This window comes from Azospirillum oryzae, from assembly GCF_900177515.1.
GTDB lineage: Bacteria > Pseudomonadota > Alphaproteobacteria > Azospirillales > Azospirillaceae > Azospirillum > Azospirillum oryzae_A.
On sequence record NZ_FXAK01000007.1, the window covers coordinates 967,512 to 991,790 of the forward strand.

Here is a 24,279-nt window from a genome sequence, read left to right on the forward strand (position 1 = left end):
TCAGTCCTTCGCGCGCTCGACGTATTCGCCGGTGGCGGTATCGACGACGACGCGGGTCCCGGCCTCGATGTGCGGCGGAACCAGGATCGACACGCCGTTCTCCAGCTTGGCCGGCTTGTAGGAGGAAGAGGCCGTCTGGCCCTTCACCACCGGGTCGGATTCGGTGATCAGCAGCGTGACCTTGCCGGGGATCTCGACGCCCAGCGGCGAGCCTTCATGGCTCTGCACCGTGACTTCCATGCCGTCCTGCAGGAAGACGGCCGGGTCGCCGATGATGTCGCGCGGGATGGCGACCTGTTCGAAGGTCTCCTTATCCATGAAGGTGAAGCTGTCACCTTCGGCGAAGAGGAAGGTCATCTCATGCTCGTCCAGGCGAGCGCGCTCAACGGTCTCCTGGGTGCGGAACCGCTCGATCGACTTGGTGCCGGTGCGAACGTCCTTCATTTCCAGCTGGATGAAGGCGCCGCCCTTGCCGGGCTGCACGATGGCGGTTTTGGTGATGACCCAGAGCTTACCGTTGTGCTCCAGCACATGGCCGGGGCGCATCGTGTTGGCATTGACCTTCATGGCTTACTCGTGACTTCCAGAAATACGGGCGGCGCGGACCCTACCAGCTTGACCGGCCATAGGCAACGGCGCGGAACGATAGCGACGCGCAATCCGGGCGATTGGCGGATGAATCTTCGCCGAATCGGCCCGCGCAGTTTAGAACGGCTCCAGCAACGGGACGTTTGGAACGTTTTTGCCGACTCTGTTCAGTGTTCCACCCGTCCGGTTCGTGCGGTCCGCCGACGATGGGGCGGAGTGTATCACGGGAGGCCGCTGTGACCAATGGCGACCCGACTTGAGTACGCCGCCTGTGGATGCTCTGATGCGCCCGCACCCCTTTCGACCGTCCATGAAGAGCGCGCCCGCATGTCCGCCCCGATCCGATCCGCCTCGATTCCCACCGGCGAACTTCCCCCCTGGCATCCCGAGGCGCTGGCCCGCCGCCGGCCCTATCTGGCGGCGCGCGGCCGGGTCCTGAACGCCGTCCGCCGCGTGTTCGAGGAACTGGCCTTCGTCGAGGTCGACACGCCGGCCCTGCAGGTCTCGCCGGGGATGGAGCCGCATCTCCAGGCCTTCGCCACAATGCTGCAGGGGCCGCACCCGGATGACCGCCGGCCGCTGTACCTGCACACCAGTCCCGAATTCGCGATGAAGAAGCTGCTGGTCGCCGGCGTGCCGCGGCTGTGGCAGCTGGCGCATGTCTACCGCAACGGCGAGCGGTCGGGGACCCATGCGCCGGAATTCTCGATGCTGGAATGGTATCGCGCCGGAGACGGCTACCGCACGCTGATCGACGATTGCCGGGAACTGCTGTGCGCCGGGGCCGAGGCCGGCGGGCGGCGGAGCTTCAGCTTCCGCGGCATGACCTGCGATCCCTTCGCGCCATGGCGGGTGCTGACCGTGCCGGAGGCATTCCGGGAGTACGCGGACATCGACCTGATGGCGACCTATGACGGCAGCCACGATCCCGACCCGGCGGCGCTGGCGGCGGCGGCAGAGCGGATCGGCGTCGCCCCCCATCACGGCGACCGCTGGGAGGACATCGTCTTCCGCATCATGTTCGACCGCATCGAACCCCATCTGGGCGAGGGCGTGCCCTGCGTGCTGACCGACTATCCGCTGTGCATGGCGGCGCTGTCGCGGCCGAAGCCGGAGGACCCGCGGCTGGCCGAGCGGTTCGAGCTGTATGCTTGCGGGCTGGAACTGGCGAACGCCTTCGGCGAATTGACCGACCCGGCGGTGCAGCGCGTCCGCTTCGAGGCGGACATGGAGTTGAAGGAGCGGCTTTACGGTGAGCGCTTCCCGGTGGACGAGGATTTCCTCGCCGCGCTGGAGCATGGCATGCCGCAGAGCAGCGGCATCGCCATGGGCTTCGACCGGCTGGCGATGCTGTGCAGCGGGGCCGAGAGCATCGAACAGGTGCTTTGGCTGCCGGTGGCGGGGGTCTGAGGGGGAATCCCCCTCTCCCCCCCGGGGAGAGGGTCGGGGTGAGGGGGATGCACCGCGATGATCTCTTCGGCTGCGCCGAACCCCCTCATCCTAACCTTCTCCCCGCTTTCGGCGGACCGAAGGTCCGCCTGTCGCGTCAGCGCAAACGAAGTTTGCGCGTGAGCGGGGGGAGAAGGGATTGGTTGTTGGACGGGAGAGGGTAACCAACCTCAGAACGTGAACTTCGCCTGCAGGCCGATCAGGTCGATGCTGCTCTTGTAGTCCGCATTCAGGTTGCCGCGGCCGGCTTCGGGGCCGGTCAGGTCGTCGGTTAGGGCGACCGAGGTCTTCGGGATGAAGACGTGCGAATAGGCGGCATCGACGCGCAGGCTGTCGGTGACCTGATAGCCGGCGCCGACCGACAGCCAGTAGCGGTTCTGCTCCGGAATGCGGGGCGTGCGGTACTCGACGTCGACCGAGCCCTTGTCGAAGGCGATGCCGCCGCGCAGCGTCAGCTTGTCGGTCACCTTGTAGGAGGTGCCGAGCGCATAATACCAGGTGTCCTTCCAGTGCTCTTCCGTCACGGAATTGAGCGCCGGATTGGCGACGTTGACACGCAGTTCGCGGAAGCGCGACCAGTTGGTCCACTGCACGTCGGCCATCACCGCCCAGCGGTCGTTGACCTCGTGGTAGAGGCCGATGGAGGCGATGTCCGGTGTGGTCAGATCGGCGTTGATGCTCTGGGAGGGCAGGGCACCGGCGAGCGGCGCTGGCAGGCCGGTGAAGGAGATGGTGCCGGTCAGCGTGTGCTTGACCGCGGACCGGTAGGCGAGGCCGACGCGGGTGCCCTTGACCGGCTCGATCAGGGCGCCGAGCGTGAAGCCCCAACCCCAATCGTCGCCGGTCATATCGCTCTTGACGTCGAGCGAGCCCGGACGGCCGAGGCGGCTGGCGCCGAAGTCGGAGGCCTGCGACAGCTTGGCCTTGGCATACTGGATCTGCACGCCGCCGCCCAGCGTGATCATCGGGTTGATGCGATAGGACACCGACGGCGCGAAATTGTAGGTGCGGAGATCCGAGCGGATGCCGTGATAGCGGCCGATCCAGTTGTCGCCATAGTCGGTGACCAGACCCCAGGGGCCGTTGGCCGACAGGCCGACCTTCAGGTCGTCGCTGATCGAATAGACGAAGTAGCCGGCCGGAACCAGCGCGTCCTGGGCGATGTCGCCGGGCGAGGCGTTGCCGCTGATCGCGGTGCCGCCCAGGCGCCGGGCGCGGGTGGCGCTGGCGCTGTCGACCTTCGACTTCACGATGACGCCGGTGGCGGTCTGCACCGCCTCGATCCCCGTCACCAGACCCATGGTCGCCGGATTGTAGAACATGGAGCTGGCGTCGCCGTTGCCGCCGGCGGTCACGCCGGCATAGGCGGTGCCCTGGCCCGATACGCTCTGCTCCTTCAACGCGAAACCGGCGGCGAACGCGGTCGAGGCGGTCGCGATCGGTGCGGTCACCGCAATGGCGGCAGCGGCGGTCATCAGGCGTGTCTTGAGCGTCGTCGGAGACATTCGTTCCTTCCCCCAATTGTGTTATTGACGCAATGATACACAAACTGACGCTTACGTAAAGAGCCGCCCACCACTTTTTGTTGGCCGTACAAGCAGTGTTGCGGGCCTGCATCGGTTCCGGAAGTCGGAAAAGGGAGAAAAGGCTGTGGCGCGGCCACCGGAGGCAGCCGCGCTCATGCCCGCCTCACGGTTGCCGGGCGAGATTATCCAGGCAGTTCAATGGAGAAACGGCGCGGCGGTCGCCGGCGCGGGCCGGCGCCGTCAGGCGATCCAGGCGGCGGCGGCGGTGAAAAGCTCGCGCAGGATGTTGTGCTCGTCGCTCCACACCAGCTTGGCGGTGATGACGATGGAGGCGACGACCAGCATCGGACGCACGACTCGGGCGCCGTTGCGGATCACCATATGGGCGCCGGCCTGGGCGCCGATATATTGCGCGACGCCCATCAGCAGGCCGATCGTCCACAGCACATGGCCGCCGGCGATGAAGAACAGCAGCGAGGCCAAGTTGCTGGTCAGATTCAGCACCTTGGTGTGGGCGGTCGCCTTGCGCAGGTTGTAGCCGAGCAGCGAGACGAAGGCGATGGCGAAGAAGGTGCCGGTGCCCGGCCCGAAGAAGCCGTCATAGAAACCGATGCCGGTGCCGATGCTGAGCGCGAAGGCATGCTCGCCGATGCGCTGGTGGGCGTCGACGTCGCCGGCCTTGGGCGACAGCAGCAGGTAGAGGGCGATGCCGATCAGCAGGATCGGGATGACGTCGCGCAGGAAGCTGGGATCCAGCATCTGCACCAGCGTGGCGCCGGCCCCGGCGCCGATGAAGGTGCAGAGGATCATCGTCCGCATGGAGGCGGGATGGACCTCGCCGCGGCGGACGAACTTGATGGTGGCGGACAGCGAGCCGAAGCTGGATTGCAGCTTTCCGGTCGCCAGCGCCTCCGCCGGTGACAGGCCGGCGGCCAGCAGCGCCGGGATGGTCAGTAGACCGCCGCCGCCGGCGATCGAATCGACGAAGCCGGCCAGCAGGCCGACGGCAAACAGGATGCCCAGCGACTCGGGCGTCAGAAGGTCCATGATTTTGGGGGCGTCCAGAAAGTCTGCCGGTTCAGCCGGCGAGTGCGGCCTCGATGGCGGCGTTCAGCGCCCGGACCCCGGCGCCGGGACCCTGCGGATGACCCCAGACGGCGTTGACCACGGCCAGGAAATCGGCGCCCGCGGTGACCAGCGGCGCGCAATTCCCGGCGGTGATGCCGCCGATGGCGACACAGGGGACCTCCATCAGCTCCGACCACCAGCTCAGCAGCTCCGGCTCGGCCTTGTATTCGGCCATCTTGGTGCTGGTGGGGAAGAAGGCGCCGAAGGCGACGTAATCCGCCCCTTCCTCGCCGGCGATCATGGCGAGATGGCGGCTGTCGTGGCAGGTGACGCCGACGATGGCGTCGTTGCCCAGAATCTTGCGGGCATCGCGATAGGGCGTGTCGGTCTGGCCGACATGGACGCCGTCGCAGCCGGCCTCCCGCGCGAGGCGGGGATGGTCGTTCAGGATGAAGGCGACCTCACGCTCCTGCGCGATGGGGCGCAGGACGTCGCAGGCGCGGCGGATATCGTCCTCGGAGCAGTCCTTGAGGCGGAGCTGCACGCAGGCGACGTCGCCGGCATCCAGCGCTTCCGCCAGAAGCGGCGCGAACGCCGCCGGCTCCAGGGCCGGCGGCGTCACGAGGTACAGTCGGCAGGCGGCAGGTTCCGCCTGCGTCGGCTTTCCCTTGGCCAAGTGTTACTCCCGGCCCTGGTAGATCTTCATGATCCGGTCGAGCAGCTTGAGGGCATCCTCGCGCGGGCGCTGGAAGGCGTTGCGGCCGATGATCGAGCCGTTGCCGCCGCCGTCACGGATGGCGCGGGCGTCCTCGAACACCGCGTCCTCGCCCTTGGTGGCGCCGCCGGAGAAGACCACGATGCGGCGGCCGTTGAAGGCACACTGCATGATGTGCTTCACGCGCTCGGCCTGGGTGCCGATGGCGATCTGCTTCGACTCGTAGACCTTCTTGGCTTCCGCCTGCTCCAGATGGGCCGACGGCAGCTTCACCTTGATGATGTGGGCGCCCAGCAGAGCGGCCATGTGGGCGGCGTAGCCGATCACGTCGATGGCCAGCTCGCCGTCCTTGGTGACGGCGCCGCCGCGCGGGTAGGACCACAGCACGGTGGCGAGGCCGTAGGACTTGGCCTCCTTCGACAGCTCGCGGAACTCCTCGTACTGGGAGTACATGGCGTCGGAGCCGGGATAGATGGTGAAGCCGATGGCCGAGGCGCCGATGCGCAGCGCGTCCTGGACCGAGGCGGTGACGGCCTGGTCGGCGGCTTCCTTCTGGGTGGACAGCGAGTTGGCGCTGTTCATCTTCAGGATCAGCGGGATCGACCCGGCGAAGGTGCCGGCGCCGGCTTCCAGCGAGCCCAGGGGAGCGGCGTAGGCGTTGCAGCCCGCGTCGATGGCCAGCTGGTAGTGGTAGTGCGGGTCATAGCCCGGCTCGTTCGGGCCGAAGCTGCGGGCCGGGCCGTGCTCGAAGCCCTGGTCGACCGGCAGGATCACCAGCTTGCCGGTGCCGCCGAGCTTGCCTTCCATCAGGATGCGGGCGAGGTTCGCCTTGGTGCCGGGATTGTCGCTCTCGTAGTTGGCGAGAATGTCTTTGACGCGGCGCGTGAGCTTCATTGTGGCTCTTCCCCTGGGGCATTCTTGGAAATGGCGCCGTCTTAGCCCGGATTGGCCCGCTTTGCAACGGCGGGAGGGGCATAAAGCGGCCATTTGCCACGCCTGAACGGCCTAGGGCCTGCGGCCGGGTGACGCGCGTCCGGGTGGAAAGGCTCCGCCGGAGGGGTTAGGGCAGAAGAGAGCTGACCACGGTGTAGAGGCCGTATCCGGCCCCGCCCAGCACCGCCCAGGAGCCGGCGGTCAGCCCGACCCAGACGGCGACCAGCCGCAGGCCGCGCATCTTCTCCGGCCGGGGAACCGGACTTTTCCCCATCCGGTCGGATGACCGGCCGTTTGCGGCCTGCCCCGGATGGTGCGGTTGCGCGATCGTCTGATCCGGCGTGGTCAGGGAGGTGATGCTCATGGGCGGCTCATCCGGCATCGGAGGGAGGGTGCTGTGTCACAAAAATATCCTTAGGTGACGTTACACCACCTTTGCGCGGCGAGGCTGTGCGAAAAAGCGGTAGTCCGGACCTAACCCCCGGCATGACTTTCGGCCCGGCCGTTCGACGACACGAGCCAGTCGCGGCATAGCGCCTCCAGCAGGACTGACCGGGTGGAGCCATGACCTTCGGCGGCGAGGTCGAGCAGGGGCGGGCAGGCGGTCAGCAGAACCGAGCCGCAGGCCGCGGCGATGACCGACAGGCGCTCCGCCGCCTCCGGCCGGCCGGTGAACAGCAAGGCCGGCACCCCGGCGGCCAGCGCCCCCTGCGCCTCGCCGGCACGGTCGCCGCAGTCGAGCAGGCCGGTCACCTCCAGGTCCGGGTGGGCCTGCCGTACCCGCTCGATCAGGTCGAGCAGCCACAGCGCTCCGCCCGCCGGCGGCGCCATCAGGGCGAGGGCGGCACCGGCCGACCTGGCGGCGTCGGCGGCCGCCAGTGCGTCGGCGAGGCCGCGGACCAGGATGGGGCGGAGGAGGGCCGGGGGGATTGGCGGGGAGGCGGTCATGGACTGTGGCGGCGCTGGGGCGGGAAAGCGGGCGGACACTTTAGCGGTGGGCGCGGTTGCGCTCCAGACTCCAGCCGGTTGAGAGAATTGAGGCAGGTCAAACCCTGCGATCGCGGTCCCGGAGTATGGTCAGTCACAGCGGACAGCAGGCCGGGGCACCGGCGTCCGTTTCACTGGTATACCTCCCCCGGGATTGCCGCGATGATGGAATACAAGGGTTACAAGGCCCAGATCGACTTTGACAACGACGCGGGCGTCTTTGTCGGCGAGGTCATCAACACCCATGACGGCATCACCTTCTCCGGCCGCTCTGTGGACGAATTGCGGGACTCCTTCCGGCGGGCGGTCGACGATTACCTCGACCTCTCCTGCGACATGGGGGGCGAGGGCGAACAGCCCTTCTCCGGACGGCTGGCGATCCGCATCAACCCGATCCTGCACCGCGCCGTCGCCGACTGCGCCGCGCGCGAGGGCAAGAGCGTTTCGGCCTGGATCGCCGAGTGCCTGGGCCGCGCCGCCGGCGTGACCAACGTGAAGGCCGGGTGAAGTTTCGCAAAATGCGAAGCGTCTTGCTTGCCAATGGTCGCTGGATTGGCGAAATGCCGCGGTGACGGAGTGTTGGTGTGGCGGCGCAGAGGCTTCGCCGCTGCTTTGGAACTGGCATCCTCCTTGCTCAGGTATCTCCAGCCATCACGGGAGGTGCCACATGAGCGGATTTAGACTGACCCTGCGGACCAGATTGTGGGCCTTGGTCGCGCTTGCCGGCGCCATCTGCATCGCGCTTGCCGGCGTTGCGTTGTGGCTCAACCAGCGCAGCACTCTGGAGGACCGCAAGGAGACGCTGCGCTCCGTCGTGCAGGCCGCCCATGGACTGGCGAGCGGCTACGAGGCCGAGGTGAAGGCCGGCCGGCTGACCCGCGACCAGGCCTTCGAACGGTTCAAGGCCAACGTCAACACGATGCTCTACAACGGCAAGGACTACATCTTCGTCCTGGATACCGGCTATCGCACCGTCATCCATCCGGTGCGGCCGGACGTGATCGGCAGGGACCAGCGCGACCAGAAGGATGCCAACGGCGTCTATTTCTCGCGCGAGATGGTCGACGCCGCCAAGGCCAAGGGCGAGGGCTTCGTCTATTACAGCTATCCCAAAGCCGGCGGCACCGAGCCGCTGCCCAAGCTCAGCTATGTGAAGATGTTCGAGCCGTGGCAGCTGGCCATCGGCACCGGTGTCTATATCGACGATCTGGACGCCCGCTTCCTGAGCAGCCTGTGGACCATGGCGGCCTTCGTCGGCGGGCTGGCGCTGCCGGTGGTGGTGCTGATCGCGCTGGTCGGCAACTCGATCAGCCGGCGCATCCGCCGCCTGTCCGACGCCATGCGCGGCCTCGCCGACGGCAACCTGTCGGTCAGCATTCCGGAAACGGAGAGCGGCGACGAACTGGGCGACATGGGCCGGGCGGTCCAGGTGTTCCGGGTCAATGCCGAGGCCGCCCGCCGGCTGGAAGCCGAGCAGGCCGAAGCCGCGCGCCGGGCGGTGGAGGAGAAGCGGCAGGCGATGGACCGGCTGGCCGCGCGCTTCGAGGGAACGGTGGGCGGCATGATCCGCTCCGTCTCCACCACCACCGACGCGCTGGGGCAGAAGGTGCGGGCGATGTCGCACGCCGCGGAGCAGACCAGCCAGCTGGCCGGGATCGTGGCGAGCGCCAGCGACGGCACCGCCGCCAACGTGCAGACCGTCGCCGCCGCGTCGGAACAGCTGTCCAGCTCCATCGTCGAGATCGGCCGGCAGGTGTCGGAAGCCAGCCGCGTCGCCGGCGAGGCGGTCGGCATGGCGCAGGAGGCCACTGGCCGCATCTCCAGCCTTGCCGAGGCGGTCGACCGGATCGGCACCGTGGTCGGGCTGATCAACTCCATCGCCGGGCAGACCAACCTGCTGGCGCTCAACGCCACCATCGAGGCGGCGCGGGCGGGGGAGGCCGGCAAGGGCTTCGCCGTCGTGGCGAGCGAGGTGAAGGCGCTGGCCAACCAGACGGCCAAGGCGACCGACGAGATCGGCGGCCAGATGAGCGGCATCCAGGCGGTGACCGGTCAGGCGGTGACGGAAATCCAGAAGGTGTCGGCGGTGATCGAGCGGCTGAGCACCATCGCGACGACGATCGCCGCCGCGGTCGACCAGCAGAACGCCGCCACCGCGGAAATTTCCCGTTCGGTCCAGCAGGCGGCGTCCGGCACCGGCGAGGTGTCGTCCAGCATCTCCGGCGTCACCGTCGCCTCCGACGAGAGCGGCCGCACCGCCCGCGAACTGGTCGAGGCGCTGGGCAAGCTGACCAGCGAGGCGGCCGGGCTGAACGCGCAGGTCGGCGACTTCCTGGCGACGGTGCGGGCGGCGTGAAGGCCGGCAGCCCCTGAAAAGCAAAAAGGCGCCTTCCCGCGGGAAGGCGCCTTTTTCTTGGCCAAGTGAGGCTTACTTGGCGTTCGCCATGGCGACGGCGGTGTCGCTCATGCGGTTGGAGAAGCCCCACTCGTTGTCGTACCAGGTCATGATGCGGACGAAGTTGCCGTCGATGACCTTGGTCTCGTTCAGCGCGAAGATCGAGCTGTGCGGGTCGTGGTTGAAGTCGGTCGACACCAGATCCTCGGTGTAGGCGGCCAGCACACCCTTCAGGGCGCCGTTGGAGGCGTCGGAGATCGCCTTGGTGATCTCTTCCACCGAGGTGGCGCGCTTGGCGGTGAACTTGAAGTCGACAACCGAGACGTTCGGGGTCGGGACGCGCATGGCGGTGCCGTCCAGCTTGCCCTTCAGCTCCGGCAGAACCTTGCCGACGGCCTTGGCGGCGCCGGTGGAGGTCGGGATCATGTTCAGGGCCGCGGCGCGGGCGCGGTGCAGGTCCTTGTGGTTGGTGTCGACGATCCGCTGGTCACCCGTGTAGGAGTGGATCGTGGTCATGAAGCCCTTCTCGATGCCCACCAGATTGTGGAGGACATGCGCGACCGGGGCCAGGCAGTTGGTGGTGCAGGAGGCGTTGGAAACGATCTTGTGCTCGGCGGTCAGCTTGTCGTGGTTGACGCCGTAGACGACGGTGATGTCCTCGTCGGTGGCCGGGGCCGAGATCAGGACCTTCTGCGCACCGGCTTCCAGATGCTTGGCGGCGTCGGCGCGCTTGGTGAAGATGCCCGAGCATTCCATGGCGATCTCGACGCCGAGATCCTTCCACGGCAGCTTGGCCGGGTCACGCTCCTGCACGACCTTGATGGAGTGGCCGTTGACGATCAGGACACCGTCACCGGTTTCGATGGTGCCGGGGAAGCGGCCGTGGACGCTGTCGTACTTCAGCAGGTGCGCGTTGGCCTTCAGATCGGCGAGGTCGTTGATCGCCACGACCTCCACGTCCTTGCGGCCGCTCTCGTAGATGGCGCGCAGAACCAGACGGCCGATGCGGCCAAAACCGTTGATCGCTACCCGTACAGCCATGACTTCCTCCAGTTGGATATGGGGCGTCCGAATTCTGCTGGACGCCCCTTCGGCTTCTCTCAGAGACGCGCCTTAACGGCGTCCACGACCGCTTCGGCGGTGATGCCGAAGTGCTTGTACAGTTCCTGGTAGGGCGCCGATTCGCCGAAGCCGGCCATGCCGACGAAGGCGCCCTTTTCGCCCAGCCAGCGGTCCCAGCCCAGACGGATCGCCGCCTCGACGCCGACGCGCACGCCGGTGCCGAGCACCGATGCCTTGTACGCATCGTCCTGGCGATCGAACAGTTCCCAACTCGGCATAGACACAACGGCGGTGCCGATGCCCTGGGCCTGCAGGGCCTTGCGGGCCTCCATCGCCAGCGACACTTCCGAACCGGTGGCGAGGATGGTCGCCTTGCGCTCACCCTCGGCCTCGGCCAGGACGTAGGCGCCGCGGGCGGACAGGTTCTCGGCCGTATGCTCGGTGCGCAGGGTCGGGACATTCTGGCGGGTCAGCGCCAGGACCGACGGGCTGCCGGTGGCCTCCAGCGCGATCTGCCAGCATTCGGCGGTCTCGACCGCGTCGGCCGGGCGCAGGACCAGCAGGTTGGGGATGGCGCGCAGGGCCGCCAGATGCTCCACCGGCTGGTGGGTCGGGCCGTCCTCGCCGAGGCCGATCGAGTCGTGGGTCATCACGAAGACCGTGCGCTGCTTCATCAGCGCGGCCAGACGGATCGACGGACGGCAATAGTCGGCGAACTGCATGAAGGTGCCGCCGTAGGGGATGATGCCGCCATGCAGCGTCATGCCGTTCATCAGCGTCGCCATGCCGTGCTCGCGCACGCCGTAGCGGACGTAGCGGCCGGCGAACTCGCCCTTGCCCTTCACGTCGGCGGTGTTCTTGACCTTGGTGTTGTTCGACGGCGTCAGGTCGGCGGAGCCGCCAATCAGCTCGTGGATCGCCGGGACCAGCACCTCCAGCGTGTTGCCGGAGGCGACACGGGTCGCCCAGCTCGGCTTGTCGGCGCTGACCTTCTGCTTGAAGGCGACGATGGTCTCGGCCAGGGCGGAGGGCACGCCGCGGCCGAAGGCCTCGTCGAACGCCTTGCCGGCGGCCTCGGTCAGGGTGGCGCGGCGGCTGCTCCAGGCATTGTAAGCGTCGGCGCTGCGGGCGCCCGCGGCGCGCCAGGCGGACAGGACCTCGTCGGGAACGACGAAGGGCTCATGGGTCCAGCCGATGGCCTCGCGGGTCGCGGCGACCTCGTCGGCGCCCAGCGGCGAGCCGTGGCAGCCGTGGGTGTTGGCCTTGTTCGGCGCGCCCTTGCCGATGATGGTGCGGCAGGCGATCAGCGTCGGCTTGTCGGTGGAGGTCCGGGCCTGGGCGATGGCCTTCGACACGGCGTCGGTATCGTGGCCGTCGACGGCGATGGTGTTCCAGCCGTAGGAGCGGAAGCGCGCCTGGGTGTCGTCGGTGAAGCTGAGGTCGGTCGAGCCGTCGATGGAGATGTGGTTGTCGTCCCACAGCACGATCAGGCGGTTCAGCCCGAGATGGCCGGCCAGCGAGCAGGCCTCGTGGCTGACGCCCTCCATCAGGTCGCCGTCGGAGGCGATGACGTAGGTGTAATGGTCGATCAGTTCGTCGCCGAAGCGGGCGTTGGTGATCCGCTCCGCCAGCGCCATGCCGACCGCGGTGGAGACGCCCTGGCCGAGCGGGCCGGTGGTCATCTCGATGCCCAGGCTGGGATCGACTTCCGGGTGGCCGGGGGTCAGGCTGCCCAGCTGGCGGAAGCGCTTGATCTCGTCGATGGTCATCCGCTCGTAGCCGGTCAGGTAGGCCAGCGAGTAGATCAGCATCGACCCGTGGCCGGCCGACAGCACGAAGCGGTCGCGGTCGGGCCAGGACGGGTTCTTCGGATCGAACTTCAGGAACTGGGTGAACAGGACCGTGGCGACGTCGGCCATGCCCATCGGCATGCCCGGGTGGCCGGACTTCGCGGCCTCGACCGCGTCCATGGAGAGCGCGCGGATCGCGCTGGCCATCGTGTGGAGGGAGGGCTGGGCGGAGGCAGCGGACATCTGGCGTTTCCTGCGGAGTCGGGCGCGGTTGCGGCGTCGGCAACGGACGTTGCGCGGTCGCCTTGGAAGGCGCCGCGAAACGGGCGCACCATGCAGAACCGCCGTCCGCAGGTCAACATGGGAATGGAGTAGGAAATGGTATGGCAGAGGCCCCTCTTCCGTGTGGGAAGCGCCCCGTCCGGCATTGGTTCGTGACTGCCGCATCTGCTGCGGCCTTCCGTCACGCCCCGGTATTCCGTATGGGCATTCGGTGGAAGAGCCCGTCGTTGTGGTTGACGCGGTCGGCGTGCCGGCCCAACTCTAGGCGTCGCGATAAGGCAGCGGCTCGGCTTGGCGCGGCGCCGGTCGAGCTTCGATGCCCAAGAGCATGACGTGCCCACAGGTCGAGGTTGACGTCCATGGATTCCCTGAAAGCCGCTCTCGACCGTCTCGGCCGCGCGGTGGACCGGCTGGAACATGCCGCGACGGCCCGCGACGAGCGGGTGGTCCGGCGCGAACAGGACTTGTCGCAGGCGCTGGAAACCGCGCGGGCGGACCGGGCGACCGCCCAGGCCACCGCGGAGGCGGTGTCCCAGCGTCTGGAAGTCGCCATCGCCCGACTGCAACAAGTGCTGGAGAGCTGACGCCATGGCCCAGGTCGACATCGAAGTGAACGGCCGCTTCTATCGCATGCTGTGCGAGGACGGCCAGGAAGCGCGGCTGCGGGAACTGGCGGCCTACGTCGACGAGCGTCTGCGCCGGCTGACCGGTGGCGGTCGCAGCGGGTCGGAGGCGCAGATGATGCTGATGACCTGTCTGGTGCTGGCCGACGAGCTGCAGGACGTGATGTCCGGCAAGGGCATCGCCCCCGCCGTGGACGAGGGCGCGGTGGTCGGCGAACTCGATCGTGTGGCAAAACGCATCGAAGAGGTTGCCGCGCGGCTCGAGCGCGCCTAGATTGGTACACGGAAGGACCGCTGCCTGGTTCGACAGGCTGCAATAATCCCCAGGGCCGATAACCTTGATCTCTAGGGAGCTGTCCCTGTCCGGTCCATTGGGCCGGGTACACGGCGCCCACCTGCTCATGCAGGCCATGGAGGATAGGCACATGGCCACCGGCCGAGGCGGCGCCTTCCACCCCTTTCCCCCCTCCGTACGCAGTCCGCGATGACCGATCCGCAAGCCAAGGACGCCGCCCGACGCGAGGCGCGCGCCCGGCGCGACGCCATCGCCGACTCCGACCGCCCCGCCGCATCCGCCGCCGTGCGCGACCGCATCGCCGAACTGGCGCGCGACGGTCATCTGCCGCGCGGCGACGCCGGGGGATATTGGCCGCTCGGCTCCGAACTCGACGCGCGGCCGGCTTTGCTCCATCTTAGACAGCTTGGTCACTCCGTCGGACTGCCGGTGTCGGGGCCGCGCGGGACCGCGCTGGTGTTCCGCGACTGGGATCCGCAGGCGCCGATGGCGGCCGGCCGTTACGGCATCCAGGAACCGGGGGAGGGGCGTGCCGTCCTGCGCCCGTCGCTGCTGCTGGTGCCGCTGCTGGCCTTCGACCGTTCCGGCCATCGGCTGGGCTATGGCGCCGGCTATTACGACCGGACGCTGGACGCGCTTCGTGACGGCGGGGCGGTGGTCGCGGTCGGTGTGGCCTTCGCCGCGCAGGAGATGCCGGCGGTGCCGGTTGACGGCCATGACGAGCGGCTGGACTGGATCGTGACGGAGCGCGAGACGCTCCGCATTCGTAAGTGAGTTTTATGATTGACGATCGGAGTCACGCTTCAAATCGATACCGATTTTACGCGATCCGATCTTATCGGGAAGGTTGGGGCGATGCGGATTCTGTTCTTCGGCGATGTGGTGGGCCGGGCCGGGCGCGAGGCGGTGCTGGCGCACATGCCGATGCTGCGCGAGAAGCTGGACCCCGACCTGACCGTGGTGAATGGCGAGAATTCTGCCGGCGGCTATGGCGTCACCGTCAAGATCGCCGAGGAGTTCTTCGAGGCCGGCATCGACGTGGTGACGCTGGGCAACCACACCTGGGACCAGAAGGAACTGGTGTCCACCATCGAACAGCAGCCGCGCATCATCCGCCCGCTGAACTACCCGGAAGGCACGCCCGGCCGTGGATTCGTCCTGCTGCAGGCGCGCGGCGGGCGAAAGGTGCTGGTCATCAACGTGCTGCTGCGGCTGTTCATGGAGCCGATGGACGACCCCTTCGCCGCGGTGGACCGGGTGCTGAAGGCGCACCGGCTCGGGCCGGGCGGCGTTGATGCCGTGCTGGTCGACATGCATGGAGAGGCGACCAGCGAGAAGATGATCATGGGCCATTTCTGCGACGGCCGCGCTTCGCTGGTGGTGGGCACCCACAGCCATGTGCCGACCGCCGACCATATGGTCCTGCCGAAGGGCACCGCGTACCAGTCGGACGCCGGCATGTGCGGCGATTACGACAGCGCCATCGGCATGAAGAAGGAGGTGGCGTTGGCCAAGATGGTGCGCAAGCTGCCGACCGAACGCCTGTCGCCGGCGGAAGGCGAGGGCACCGTCTGCGGCTGCTACGTCGAGACCGACGACCGCACCGGGCTGGCCGTCCGCATCGAGCCGTTGCGCATCGGCGGGCGGCTCAGCCAGACTCTGCCGGAACGGATGCAGTAGGGCGTTCACAGCTCGACCCCGGCCGCGCCGCAATCTCGCCATATTGACTTTCTAATCCCGTGGGTGTCGTCTCCCGCGCCGAAAAGGTGCGGTGGGGCGGCAGACCTGTTACATGTGTCGTGCGCTTAACCCCGCCCGATTGACCAATTCCGTTTCGAGGCTCGTTCGACCCATGGCCGGTCATTCCCAGTTCAAGAACATCATGCACCGCAAGGGCGCGCAGGACGCCAAGCGGTCCAAGATCTTCAACAAGCTCGCCCGCGAGATCACCGTGGCCGCCAAGAGCGGCCTGCCCGACCCGGCGGCCAACCCGCGCCTGCGCGCCGCCATCCTGGCCGCCCGCGTCCAGAACATGCCGCGCGACCGCATCGACCGCGCCATCAAGCAGGGCACGCCCGGCGGCGGCGACGACGCGAACTATGAGGAGGTGCGGTACGAGGGCTACGGCCCCGGCGGCGTCGCCCTGATCGTCGAGGCGTTGACCGACAACCGCAACCGCACCGCCGCGGAAGTGCGCTCCAGCTTTACCAAGTATGGCGGCAGCCTGGGCGAGACCAACTCGGTCAGCTTCATGTTCAACCGCGTCGGCGCGATCTATTACCCGGCCGCCGCGGCGGATGCCGACGCCCTGTTCGAGGTGGCGCTGGAGGCCGGTGCCGACAACGTCGAATCCGACGAGAACGGCCACGAGGTCACCACCACGGTGGATAGCTTCGGCGCCGTCCGCGATGCGCTGGAGGCCAAGTTCGGCGGTGCCGAGAGCGCGCGTCTGACCTGGCGTCCGCTGAACACCGTCGCCCCGTCCGAGGATGCCGCCGCCAGCCTGCTGAAGCTGCTGGACGTGCTGGAGGACAACGACGACGTCCAGGTGGTCGAGGGCAACTTCGACATCTCCGAAGAGCTGATGCAGAAGCTGACCGCGTAAGCTGAACGCTGGTCTTGCAGGCGGAGTGCGGGTGCCGTGTTTGCGCGGGCAGGACGAAGTGAGGCGGGGGTGCCGTCGCCGGTGCGGCTGCTGGGGATCGACCCCGGTCTGCGCCACACCGGCTGGGGCATCATCGACGTGGCGGGCAACCGTCTGAGCCACGTCGCCGACGGCGCCGTGCATTCCGACGACTCCTGCCCGCTGGCCGAGCGGCTGGTGCAGCTCCACGACGCGCTGTCGGCGGTGGTGGAGCGCTACCGTCCCGACGAGGCGGCGGTGGAGGAGACCTTCGTCAACAGCAACGCCGTGTCCACCCTGAAGCTGGGGCAGGCCCGCGCGGTGGCCCTGCTGGTGCCGGCCCAGGCCGGGCTGGCGGTGGCGGAATACGCCAACAACATGGTCAAGAAGGCGGTTGTCGGGCAGGGCCGCGCCGAAAAGGCGCAGGTCCAGACGATGGTGCGCCTGCTGCTGCCCGGCTGCGAGATCGGCAGCCCGGACGCCGCCGACGCGCTGGCCGTGGCGATCTGCCACGCGCATCATCGCGCGAGCTGGACGATGTGGCGGCGGGGTGCAGAACCATCGAGGCAAACCCTCTCCCCCCCGGGGAGAGGGCAGGGTGAGGGGGACGCGCCGCGGCCCTTTACCAAGACTCCACGCGGTGCCTCCCCCTCACCCCGACCCTCTCCCCGGGGGGGAGAGGGGGATGGTCCCCGTGGGCGCGTGGGGGGTATGGCGAGCGTCGCAAAGGCGAAGCCCACCGAATACATCACGGAACGCGCGCGCGACCTGCGGATGAACGCCACGGATGTGGAAAAGATCGTCTGGCAGAAGCTGCGCAATGCCCAGCTCGGCGCGAAGTTCCGACGGCAGGAGCCAATTCTGGGCTTCGTCGCAGACTTCGTCGCCCATGACCATCGCTTGATTATCGAACTGGACGGCGGCCAGCATGCCGAGCAGCGCGCAGCCCATGACGAGAGGCGTGCGCGCATGCTGGAGCAGGCCGGCTTCCGTATTCTGCGCTTCTGGAAAACCGACGTGATCGACAACCTTGACGGCGTGCTGGAAACCATCCGCGCGCGTCTCGAAGAGACCCCCATTCTTCGCAGCCAACCCTCGGGCCGGGAGTTCCCATGATCGCCAAGCTGACCGGCATCGTCGATTCCACCGGCACCGACTGGGTCGTGCTCGACGTGAACGGCGTCGGTTACCTGCTGTCCTGCTCCAACCGCACGCTGTCGCGGATGGTGGCGGGAGAGCGCGTGTCGCTGGTGGTGGAGACCTTCATTCGCGAGGAACGCATCGTCCTGCACGGCTTCGGCGATCAGGCCGAGCGCGAGTGGTTCAAGCTGCTGACCACCATCCAGGGCGTCGGCGCCCGGCTGGCGCTGTCGATCCTCGGCGTTCTCGACCCCGACCAGCTGACCCGCGCCATCGCGTCGCAGGACAAGACCGCGCTGGTCCGCGCCGACGGCGTCGGGCCGAAGGTGGCGGCGCGCATCCTCAACGAACTCAAGGACAAGGTCGGCAATCTGGCGCTCGGCCCCGCTGCGACCGCAGGCGCGCCGGCTGGCAAGGGCGTCCCCGCCGCCGTTCCGGGCGCCAGCCCGGCGCTGGCCGACGCGGTGTCGGCGCTGGTCAATCTCGGCTATGGCCGGTCGGAGGCCTTCGGCGCGGTCGTCGCCGCCGGGCGCGTGCTGGGCGATGACGCCGGCGTGTCCGATCTGATCCGCCAGGGCCTCAAGGAACTGAGCCAATGAGCGACCCCAATCACGACCGTCTGGTCCAGCCGGGCCAGGGGCAGGGCGACTCATCCGAGTCGTCGATCCGTCCGCTGTCGCTCGCCGAGTTCATCGGCCAGCGGCAGGCGCGCGAGAACCTGTCGATCTTTATCCAGGCCGCCCGTTCCCGCAGCGAGGCGCTGGACCATGTGCTGCTGTTCGGGCCCCCCGGCCTCGGCAAGACCACGCTGGCGCAGATCGTGGCGCGCGAACTGGGGGTGGGGTTCCGCGCCACATCCGGGCCGGTCATCGCGCGGGCCGGGGATCTGGCGGCGCTGCTGACCAATCTGCAGCCGCACGACGTCCTCTTCATCGACGAGATTCATCGCCTTAATCCCGCCGTGGAAGAGGTGCTCTATCCCGCCATGGAGGATTTCCAGCTCGATCTCATCATCGGCGAAGGCCCGTCGGCGCGGTCCATCCGGATCGACCTGCCGCCCTTCACCCTCGTCGGCGCCACGACGCGCAGCGGCCTGATCACGCGCCCGCTGCGGGAACGATTCGGCATTCCCGTGCGCCTGCAATTCTACGAGCCGGACGAGTTGGAGCTGATCGTGCGCCGCGCCGCCGGGGTGCTGGGCATGGGCATCACCCCGGAGGGCGCGCGCGAGATCGCCAACCGCTCGCGCGGGACGCCGCGCGTGTCGGGCCGGCTGCTGCGCCGGGTGCGCGATTTCGCCGCAGTGGCGGGCGTGGAGGAGGTCGACAAGCGCGTGGCCGATGCCGCCCTGACCCGGCTGGAGGTCGACCGGCTGGGGCTGGACAGCATGGACCGCCGCTATCTCGGGCTGGTCGCCAACAACTATGGCGGCGGGCCGGTGGGCGTCGAGACGCTGGGCGCGGCGCTGGGCGAACAGCGCGACGTGCTCGAGGAGGTGGTCGAACCCTACCTGATCCAGCAGGGCTTCCTGCAGCGCACGCCGCGCGGGCGCATGCTGACCGACCAGGGCTTCCGCTATCTCGGCCTCAACCCGCCGAACGCGCCGCTCCGTCAGCTCGACCTGCTGGACCGGGTTCCCGACCCGACCGAAGGGGATGGCGATGAGTAACGCCGCTCCGTCTCTCTCCGGCTGGTTCGCCGAGGACGGCACGCACCGCTATCCGCTGCGGGTCTATTACGAAGACACCGACGCCGGCGGCATCGTTTATCACGCCAACTACCTCCGCTTTGCGGAGCGGGCGCGGACGGAGATGCTGTACCTGATGGGCTTCCGTCAGAAGGAGATGGCGGAGGGTTCGGGCGATGTCACAGGTGTGTCATTTGCGGTACGGCGCCTGACCATTGATTTTGACGCCCCTGCCAAGCTGGAGGACACGCTTGAAGTGGAAACCCGAATCGTCGATATCCGCGGTGCCTCCTTCGCAGTTGCACAAGTCATCCGTCGCGACGGTCGCGTGCTGGCGCGCGCCGACCTGCAGCTGGTGACGATCAACCGGGCCGGACGGGCCGTGCGCCTTCCCGAACCGGTGAAAGCGGCGATGGAGTCGCTGCATGCAAAGCAAAGCTCATCCACGCCTGCCTACTCTTAATCGACCCTTTCCCTTCCACATCCCCGTGCCAACAGCGCAACCGCGAGACTGACTGCGATGGACGCCCTGCAAACCGCCCAACTGGCCGGCACCGCCGCCACGACGGCACATGAGATCACGATCCTCGGCCTGTTCTGGCAGGCCGACGCGATCGTCAAGATCGTGATGATGATGCTCGTCGTCGCCTCGATCTGGTGCTGGGCGATCATCATCGAAAAGCTGATGCGGATCCGCCGCCTGAACGCCCAGGCCGACGCCTTCGAAGAGGCCTTCTGGTCCGGCGGCTCGCTGGATGCGCTGTACGACCGCATCGGCCAGACGCCGGCCGACCCGATGGCCGCGACCTTCGCCGCCGGCATGCGCGAATGGCGCCACGCCGCCGACCGCGGCATCGCCGGCACCATGAAGGGCTCGCTGCAGCAGCGGGTGGAGCGGGTGATGGCGGTGACCATCGGCCGCGAAATGGCGCGGGCCGAACGCTACATGACCTTCCTGGCCTCGGTCGGCTCGACGGCGCCCTTCATCGGCCTGTTCGGCACGGTGTGGGGCATCATGAACTCCTTCACCTCGATCGCCGGCTCGGGCAACACCAGCCTCGCCGTGGTGGCGCCCGGCATCGCCGAGGCGCTGTTCGCCACCGCCATGGGCCTGCTGGCCGCCATCCCGGCGGTGCTGTCCTACAACAAGTTCTCCACCGACCTCGGCCGCTACGCCGACCGGCTGGACACCTTCTCGGGCGAGTTCTCGGCGATCCTGTCCCGCCACCTCGAGGAGCGGGGAGCCGCCTGAACCATGGCCGGACAACTCGCAGGCAAGTCCCACGGGCGCGGCAAGCGCCGGGGCTATCGCGCGATGGCCGAGATCAACATGACGCCGTTCATCGACGTCATGCTGGTCCTGCTGATCGTCTTCATGGTCGCCGCCCCGATGCTGACCGTCGGCGTGCCGGTCGACCTGCCCAAGACCAACGCCGCTCCGCTGGAGCAGCAGAAGGACCCGCTGTTCGTCACCGTGCAGACCGACGGCCGCGTCTTCGTCCAGGAGACGCCGGTCGAGCTGACCAACATGGTGCCGCTGCTGATCGCGGTGACCAACAACAACCCGGAGGCCCGCATCCTGGTCCGCGGCGACGCCAAGATCGCCTACGGCAAGATGCTGGAGGTGATGGGCACCATGAGCGCCGCCGGCTTCAAGAAGGTCGGTCTGGTCGCCGAGATGCCGAACGGCCCGACCGCGTCCAGCGCGCGGGTCGGCGCTCCCAAACCGGCGCGTTGAGGCGGGCGGAACTCCCATGCGCAAGCCACTGATCGCCTCGGCGGTGCTGCACGTCGCGCTGGTCGCGCTGTTCGTGCTCGGCCTGCCGCCCAGCGATCGCAAGCTCGAAATCGCCTCCTCGATCCCGATCGAGATCGTCGACATCGGCGAGGTCACCCAGGCCGCCCGGGTCGAGAAGGGCGAGCCCAAGCCGACCAACGCCGCGCGTCCGCCGATGCCGGAGGCCAAGCCGTCCCCGCCGGCGCCCGAACCGCCGGACGAGGAGGACGAACCGCCTCCGCCGCCCCCGCCGCCGGCCAAGACGCCGGAGCCGCCGAAGGTCGCCCAGGTGCCGCCGCCCCCGCGCGAGCCGACGCCGCCGCCCAAGCCGGCTCCGACGCCTCCCCCTCCGCCGCCGCCACCCCCGCCGCCTCCGCCCCCGGATCCGGCGCCGTCGCCGACTCCGAAACCGCCGGAGCCTCCCAAGCCCGAGCCGCCGAAGCCGGAACCGCCCAAGCCGGAACCGCCGAAGCACGAGCCCAAGCCTGAGCCTCCGAAACCGGAGCCGCCCAAGCCTGAGCCCCCAAAGCCCGAGCCGAAGAAGCCCGAGCCTCCCAAGCAAGAGCCGAAGCCGGAACCGCCCAAGGCGGAGCCGAAGAAGCCGGAGCCGGCAAAGGAGGTCGCGAAGGCCGAGCCGAAGAAGGCGGAGACGCCGGCCAAGCAGCCGGAGAAGCCGTCGGCCAAGACCGACCCGCTGTCCGACCTGCTGTCGAACGTCGGGAAGATCAAGCCGTCGGACAACCCGAAGGCGGACGGCAAGGCTTCGGCCAGCGCCAACGACGCCAAGCCCAGCCAGAAGACCGCCTCGGCGGCGCCGGCCGGGGCGGCGAAGGCAACCAACGGCCCCGACAAGCCGTTCAAGCCGTCTGGCCGCGCGCTGGACGCCATCCGCGGCCAGTTGAGCAAGAACTGGAACTTCGACAGCGGCCGCAAGGACGCTTCGTCGATGCAGATCGAGATCCACGTCGAGGTCGGTCGCGACCACAGCGTGATCCGTGCCTGGATCGACGAGAAGTACAAGTCGCGCTACATGTCGGACGCCGCCTTCCGGGCGTCGGCCGACGCGGCGGTGCGCGCGGTCAAACGGTCCAGTCCGCTGGACCTGCTGCCCAGCGAGTTCACGTCGCAGACTTATGAAGACTGGCGCTTCATCGTGTTCAATTTCGACCCGAGGGACATGTTCTGACCATGACGACGAAGACGAGGCTTCTGTTGAAGCTGGCCGGGGCCACCGGCGCGCTTCTCCTCTCCCTCGGCGTTGCCGCTCCGCAGGAGGCGCGCGCCGAGTTGCGCATCGACATCACGCGGGGCGTGTCCGAGCCGCTGCCCATTGCGATCACCAGCTTCGCCGGTGCGGGCGGGCGCGATGCCCAACTGGGCGCCGACATCTCCAAGGTGATCTCCGCCGACCTGGAGCGTTCCGGCCTGTTCAAGCCGCTGGACCCGCGCGGCTTCCTGCAGACGCCGGAGCAGCTGCGCAGCGGTGAGCCGCGTTACCAGGACTGGAAGGCGCTGGGCGCCCAGGCTCTGGTCGCCGGCAACACCACGACGGGCGGCGACGGCCGCATGAAGGTGGATTTCCGCCTGTGGGACGTCGCGGCCGGGCAGTACATGCAGGGGCTGAGCTACAGCGCCTCGCCGCAGGAATGGCGCCGCATCGCCCACATCGTGGCCGACGCCATCTATAAGCGCCTGACCGGCGAGGACGGCTATTTCGACACGCGCATCGTCTATGTCGCCGAATCCGGCCCGGCAAACGCGCGCAAGAAGCAGCTGGCCATCATGGACCAGGACAGCGCCAACCATCAGTTCCTGACCGACGGCCAGACCCTGGTCCTGACGCCGCGCTTCTCGCCGACGTCCCAGGAAATCACGTACATGTCGTACTTCAACAAGAAGCCGCGCGTGTACCTGTTCAACATCGACACCGGCCGCCAGGAAGTCCTGGGCGACTTCCCCGGCATGACCTTCGCCCCGCGCTTCTCGCCGGACGGCAACAAGGTCATCATGTCGATGGCCCAGAACGGCAACACCGACATCTACACGCTGGACCTGCGCACCCGCCGCCAGACCCAGCTGACCGACGCGCCGGGCATCGACACCGGTCCCAGCTATTCCCCGGACGGCCAGAAGATCGTCTTCGAGTCGGACCGCGGCGGCACGCAGCAGCTCTATGTCATGGGTGCCGACGGGTCGGGCGTGAAGCGGCTGACCTTCGGCGAGGGCCGGTACGGCACGCCGGTGTGGTCGCCGCGCGGCGATCTGATCGCCTTCACGCGCCAGCGTGGTAGCAGCTTTGCAATCGGCGTAATCCGTCCGGATGGAACCGGGGAACGGATCCTGACCGAAGCCTTCCACGTCGAAGGGCCGACCTGGGCGCCGAATGGCCGTGTTCTCATGTTCTTCAAGGACTTGCCGACGGGTGACGGCCGTGGCCGCAATGCGAACCTGTACAGCATCGACATCACCGGCGCGAACGAGCGTCGCGTGAGCACCCCGGTCGGTGCGTCGGACCCTGCGTGGTCGCCCTTGATTCCCTAGTGGAGTAGCCCTATTTTGCGGCGGCGCGGGAGCAATGCTCAAGACAAAGGTCGGACGTCGTCTTTTCGTCGGGGATTGGCGAAAAGAAGCGGCTCTCGTGCTGACTAGTCCGGCCAATCAACAATTGTCGTTCAAGGGGTCCCTGAACATGCGTATGAAGTTCCTCGCCCTCGCCGCGGTTGCCCTGCTCGCCGCTTGCGAATCCACGCCGAACGACGCCGCCAACGGCGCCAACACCGGTGCCCAGCAGACCTCGGTCCGTCCGGGCTCGGCGGAAGATTTCGTCGTCAACGTCGGCGACCGCGTCTTCTTCGGCCTCGACCGCTTCGACCTGTCGCCGGAGGCTCGCGCCACCCTCGACCGTCAGGCCAAGTGGCTGCAGACCTACGGTTCGGTCACCGTCACCGTCGAGGGCCATGCCGACGAGCGCGGCACCCGCGAGTACAACCTGGCCCTGGGTGAGCGTCGCGCCAACTCGGTGAAGAACTACCTGGCCGCCAAGGGCATCCCGGCTGCCCGCGTCAACGTCGTGTCCTACGGCAAGGAGCGTCCGGCCGTGGTTGGCTCGAACGAGGCCGCCTGGTCGCAGAACCGCCGCGCCGTGACCGTCGTCAACTGATGACGCCGGTCCCCGGCTGACGGGGATTTGGAAAAAGGCGCCGCCGCCGGGCAACCGGGGCGGCGCCTTTTTCTTTCCGGCAGGTGGCAACTGCAGACGAGGCGGGTTCTTTGCGCCGGTGCGCAAGTTCTGCTAAACAGCGGCCATCGCGTCGCCTTTTTCGTTCGCCATGGTCGCCG

Annotated in this window: 26 protein-coding genes, 1 other RNA gene and 1 pseudogene; 19 read left to right on the plus strand and 9 right to left on the minus strand. The window is 68.0% G+C overall.

Annotated elements, in window-relative coordinates; all coding sequences use genetic code 11:
* Entirely contained in the window at positions 1-567 is a 567-nt protein-coding gene (efp, locus tag B9N97_RS17030; protein ID WP_085088764.1) for an elongation factor P, read from the minus strand.
* A 348-nt stretch (positions 568-915) separates the two neighbouring features.
* Here efp and epmA point away from each other — a divergent pair, with 348 nt between their 5' ends.
* The gene (epmA, locus tag B9N97_RS17035; RefSeq protein ID WP_085088767.1) at positions 916-1,998 is read left to right on the plus strand and encodes an EF-P lysine aminoacylase EpmA; all 1,083 of its coding nucleotides are present in this window, start codon (positions 916-918) and stop codon (positions 1,996-1,998) included.
* A 209-nt stretch (positions 1,999-2,207) separates the two neighbouring features.
* On the opposite strand, the gene B9N97_RS17045 is transcribed toward epmA, so the two are convergent.
* From B9N97_RS17045 to B9N97_RS17070, 6 genes are all read right to left on the minus strand, one after another.
* Positions 2,208-3,542, minus strand: a complete 1,335-nt coding sequence (locus B9N97_RS17045) for an OmpP1/FadL family transporter (protein ID WP_085088773.1) — start codon at positions 3,540-3,542, stop codon at positions 2,208-2,210.
* Between the two features lie 261 nt (positions 3,543-3,803).
* Positions 3,804-4,610, minus strand: a complete 807-nt coding sequence (locus B9N97_RS17050; protein WP_085088776.1) for a TSUP family transporter — start codon at positions 4,608-4,610, stop codon at positions 3,804-3,806.
* A 31-nt stretch (positions 4,611-4,641) separates the two neighbouring features.
* Positions 4,642-5,307 carry a thiamine phosphate synthase gene (thiE, locus tag B9N97_RS17055; RefSeq protein ID WP_085088779.1) on the minus strand — a complete coding sequence of 222 codons (666 nt, stop codon included), beginning with the start codon at positions 5,305-5,307 and terminating at the stop codon, positions 4,642-4,644.
* A gap of 3 nt (positions 5,308-5,310) precedes the next feature.
* Positions 5,311-6,240 (minus strand): class I fructose-bisphosphate aldolase, encoded by a 930-nt coding sequence (locus tag B9N97_RS17060; RefSeq protein WP_085088782.1) that lies wholly within the window; start codon positions 6,238-6,240, stop codon positions 5,311-5,313.
* Positions 6,241-6,406: 166 nt separating this feature from the next.
* Positions 6,407-6,643, minus strand: coding sequence for a hypothetical protein (locus B9N97_RS17065; protein WP_244560749.1), 237 nt, complete (start codon positions 6,641-6,643; stop codon positions 6,407-6,409).
* 110 nt (positions 6,644-6,753) lie between these two features.
* Entirely contained in the window at positions 6,754-7,227 is a 474-nt protein-coding gene (locus B9N97_RS17070; RefSeq protein WP_085088788.1) for a hypothetical protein, read from the minus strand.
* Positions 7,228-7,428: 201 nt separating this feature from the next.
* Here B9N97_RS17070 and B9N97_RS17075 point away from each other — a divergent pair, with 201 nt between their 5' ends.
* Entirely contained in the window at positions 7,429-7,773 is a 345-nt protein-coding gene (locus B9N97_RS17075; protein WP_085088791.1) for a type II toxin-antitoxin system HicB family antitoxin, read from the plus strand.
* A gap of 160 nt (positions 7,774-7,933) precedes the next feature.
* Complete coding sequence (locus B9N97_RS17080; protein ID WP_085088794.1) at positions 7,934-9,622, plus strand: methyl-accepting chemotaxis protein; 1,689 nt, start codon at positions 7,934-7,936, stop codon at positions 9,620-9,622.
* Between the two features lie 72 nt (positions 9,623-9,694).
* Here B9N97_RS17080 and gap read toward each other — a convergent pair whose 3' ends face one another.
* Entirely contained in the window at positions 9,695-10,702 is a 1,008-nt protein-coding gene (gene gap, locus B9N97_RS17085) for a type I glyceraldehyde-3-phosphate dehydrogenase (protein ID WP_085088797.1), read from the minus strand.
* A 59-nt stretch (positions 10,703-10,761) separates the two neighbouring features.
* Positions 10,762-12,756: a transketolase gene (gene tkt / locus B9N97_RS17090; RefSeq protein ID WP_085088800.1), complete on the minus strand. Its 1,995-nt coding sequence runs from the start codon at positions 12,754-12,756 to the stop codon at positions 10,762-10,764.
* Between the two features lie 398 nt (positions 12,757-13,154).
* Here tkt and B9N97_RS17095 point away from each other — a divergent pair, with 398 nt between their 5' ends.
* The 16 genes and pseudogenes from B9N97_RS17095 (at position 13,155) to pal (ending at position 24,100) form a co-directional block, all read left to right on the plus strand.
* Positions 13,155-13,379 (plus strand): hypothetical protein, encoded by a 225-nt coding sequence (locus B9N97_RS17095; protein WP_085088803.1) that lies wholly within the window; start codon positions 13,155-13,157, stop codon positions 13,377-13,379.
* A 4-nt stretch (positions 13,380-13,383) separates the two neighbouring features.
* On the plus strand, positions 13,384-13,692 hold the full coding sequence (locus B9N97_RS17100) for a cell division protein ZapA (RefSeq protein ID WP_085088805.1): 309 nt from the start codon (positions 13,384-13,386) through the stop codon (positions 13,690-13,692).
* Positions 13,693-13,706: 14 nt separating this feature from the next.
* Positions 13,707-13,870, plus strand: a non-coding RNA gene (ssrS, locus tag B9N97_RS17105) — 6S RNA.
* A 32-nt stretch (positions 13,871-13,902) separates the two neighbouring features.
* The gene (locus B9N97_RS17110) at positions 13,903-14,487 is read left to right on the plus strand and encodes a 5-formyltetrahydrofolate cyclo-ligase (protein ID WP_085088807.1); all 585 of its coding nucleotides are present in this window, start codon (positions 13,903-13,905) and stop codon (positions 14,485-14,487) included.
* Between the two features lie 81 nt (positions 14,488-14,568).
* Complete coding sequence (locus B9N97_RS17115; protein ID WP_085088810.1) at positions 14,569-15,393, plus strand: TIGR00282 family metallophosphoesterase; 825 nt, start codon at positions 14,569-14,571, stop codon at positions 15,391-15,393.
* A 172-nt stretch (positions 15,394-15,565) separates the two neighbouring features.
* Entirely contained in the window at positions 15,566-16,318 is a 753-nt protein-coding gene (locus B9N97_RS17120) for a YebC/PmpR family DNA-binding transcriptional regulator (protein WP_085088813.1), read from the plus strand.
* Positions 16,319-16,399: 81 nt separating this feature from the next.
* Positions 16,400-16,864 (plus strand): annotated as a pseudogene (gene ruvC / locus B9N97_RS36350) (crossover junction endodeoxyribonuclease RuvC); the annotation flags it as partial.
* A 183-nt stretch (positions 16,865-17,047) separates the two neighbouring features.
* On the plus strand, positions 17,048-17,452 hold the full coding sequence (locus B9N97_RS36355; protein ID WP_280174798.1) for an endonuclease domain-containing protein: 405 nt from the start codon (positions 17,048-17,050) through the stop codon (positions 17,450-17,452).
* Complete coding sequence (gene ruvA / locus B9N97_RS17130; RefSeq protein ID WP_085088816.1) at positions 17,449-18,075, plus strand: Holliday junction branch migration protein RuvA; 627 nt, start codon at positions 17,449-17,451, stop codon at positions 18,073-18,075. The genes B9N97_RS36355 and ruvA overlap by 4 nt, the downstream gene beginning before the upstream one ends.
* Complete coding sequence (gene ruvB / locus B9N97_RS17135) at positions 18,072-19,145, plus strand: Holliday junction branch migration DNA helicase RuvB (RefSeq protein WP_085088819.1); 1,074 nt, start codon at positions 18,072-18,074, stop codon at positions 19,143-19,145. The genes ruvA and ruvB overlap by 4 nt, the downstream gene beginning before the upstream one ends.
* On the plus strand, positions 19,138-19,626 hold the full coding sequence (gene ybgC, locus B9N97_RS17140; RefSeq protein WP_167393322.1) for a tol-pal system-associated acyl-CoA thioesterase: 489 nt from the start codon (positions 19,138-19,140) through the stop codon (positions 19,624-19,626). Before ruvB ends, ybgC begins: the two co-directional genes overlap by 8 nt.
* 57 nt (positions 19,627-19,683) lie before the next feature.
* Positions 19,684-20,415, plus strand: coding sequence for a protein TolQ (gene tolQ / locus B9N97_RS17145; protein WP_085088824.1), 732 nt, complete (start codon positions 19,684-19,686; stop codon positions 20,413-20,415).
* Between the two features lie 3 nt (positions 20,416-20,418).
* Positions 20,419-20,901 (plus strand): ExbD/TolR family protein, encoded by a 483-nt coding sequence (locus B9N97_RS17150; RefSeq protein WP_085088826.1) that lies wholly within the window; start codon positions 20,419-20,421, stop codon positions 20,899-20,901.
* A gap of 16 nt (positions 20,902-20,917) precedes the next feature.
* Positions 20,918-22,126, plus strand: a complete 1,209-nt coding sequence (locus tag B9N97_RS17155; RefSeq protein WP_085088829.1) for a hypothetical protein — start codon at positions 20,918-20,920, stop codon at positions 22,124-22,126.
* Positions 22,127-22,128: 2 nt separating this feature from the next.
* Positions 22,129-23,481, plus strand: a complete 1,353-nt coding sequence (gene tolB, locus B9N97_RS17160; protein WP_085088832.1) for a Tol-Pal system beta propeller repeat protein TolB — start codon at positions 22,129-22,131, stop codon at positions 23,479-23,481.
* Between the two features lie 148 nt (positions 23,482-23,629).
* Positions 23,630-24,100 (plus strand): peptidoglycan-associated lipoprotein Pal, encoded by a 471-nt coding sequence (gene pal / locus B9N97_RS17165; protein WP_085090629.1) that lies wholly within the window; start codon positions 23,630-23,632, stop codon positions 24,098-24,100.
* Positions 24,101-24,279 lie beyond the last annotated feature (179 nt).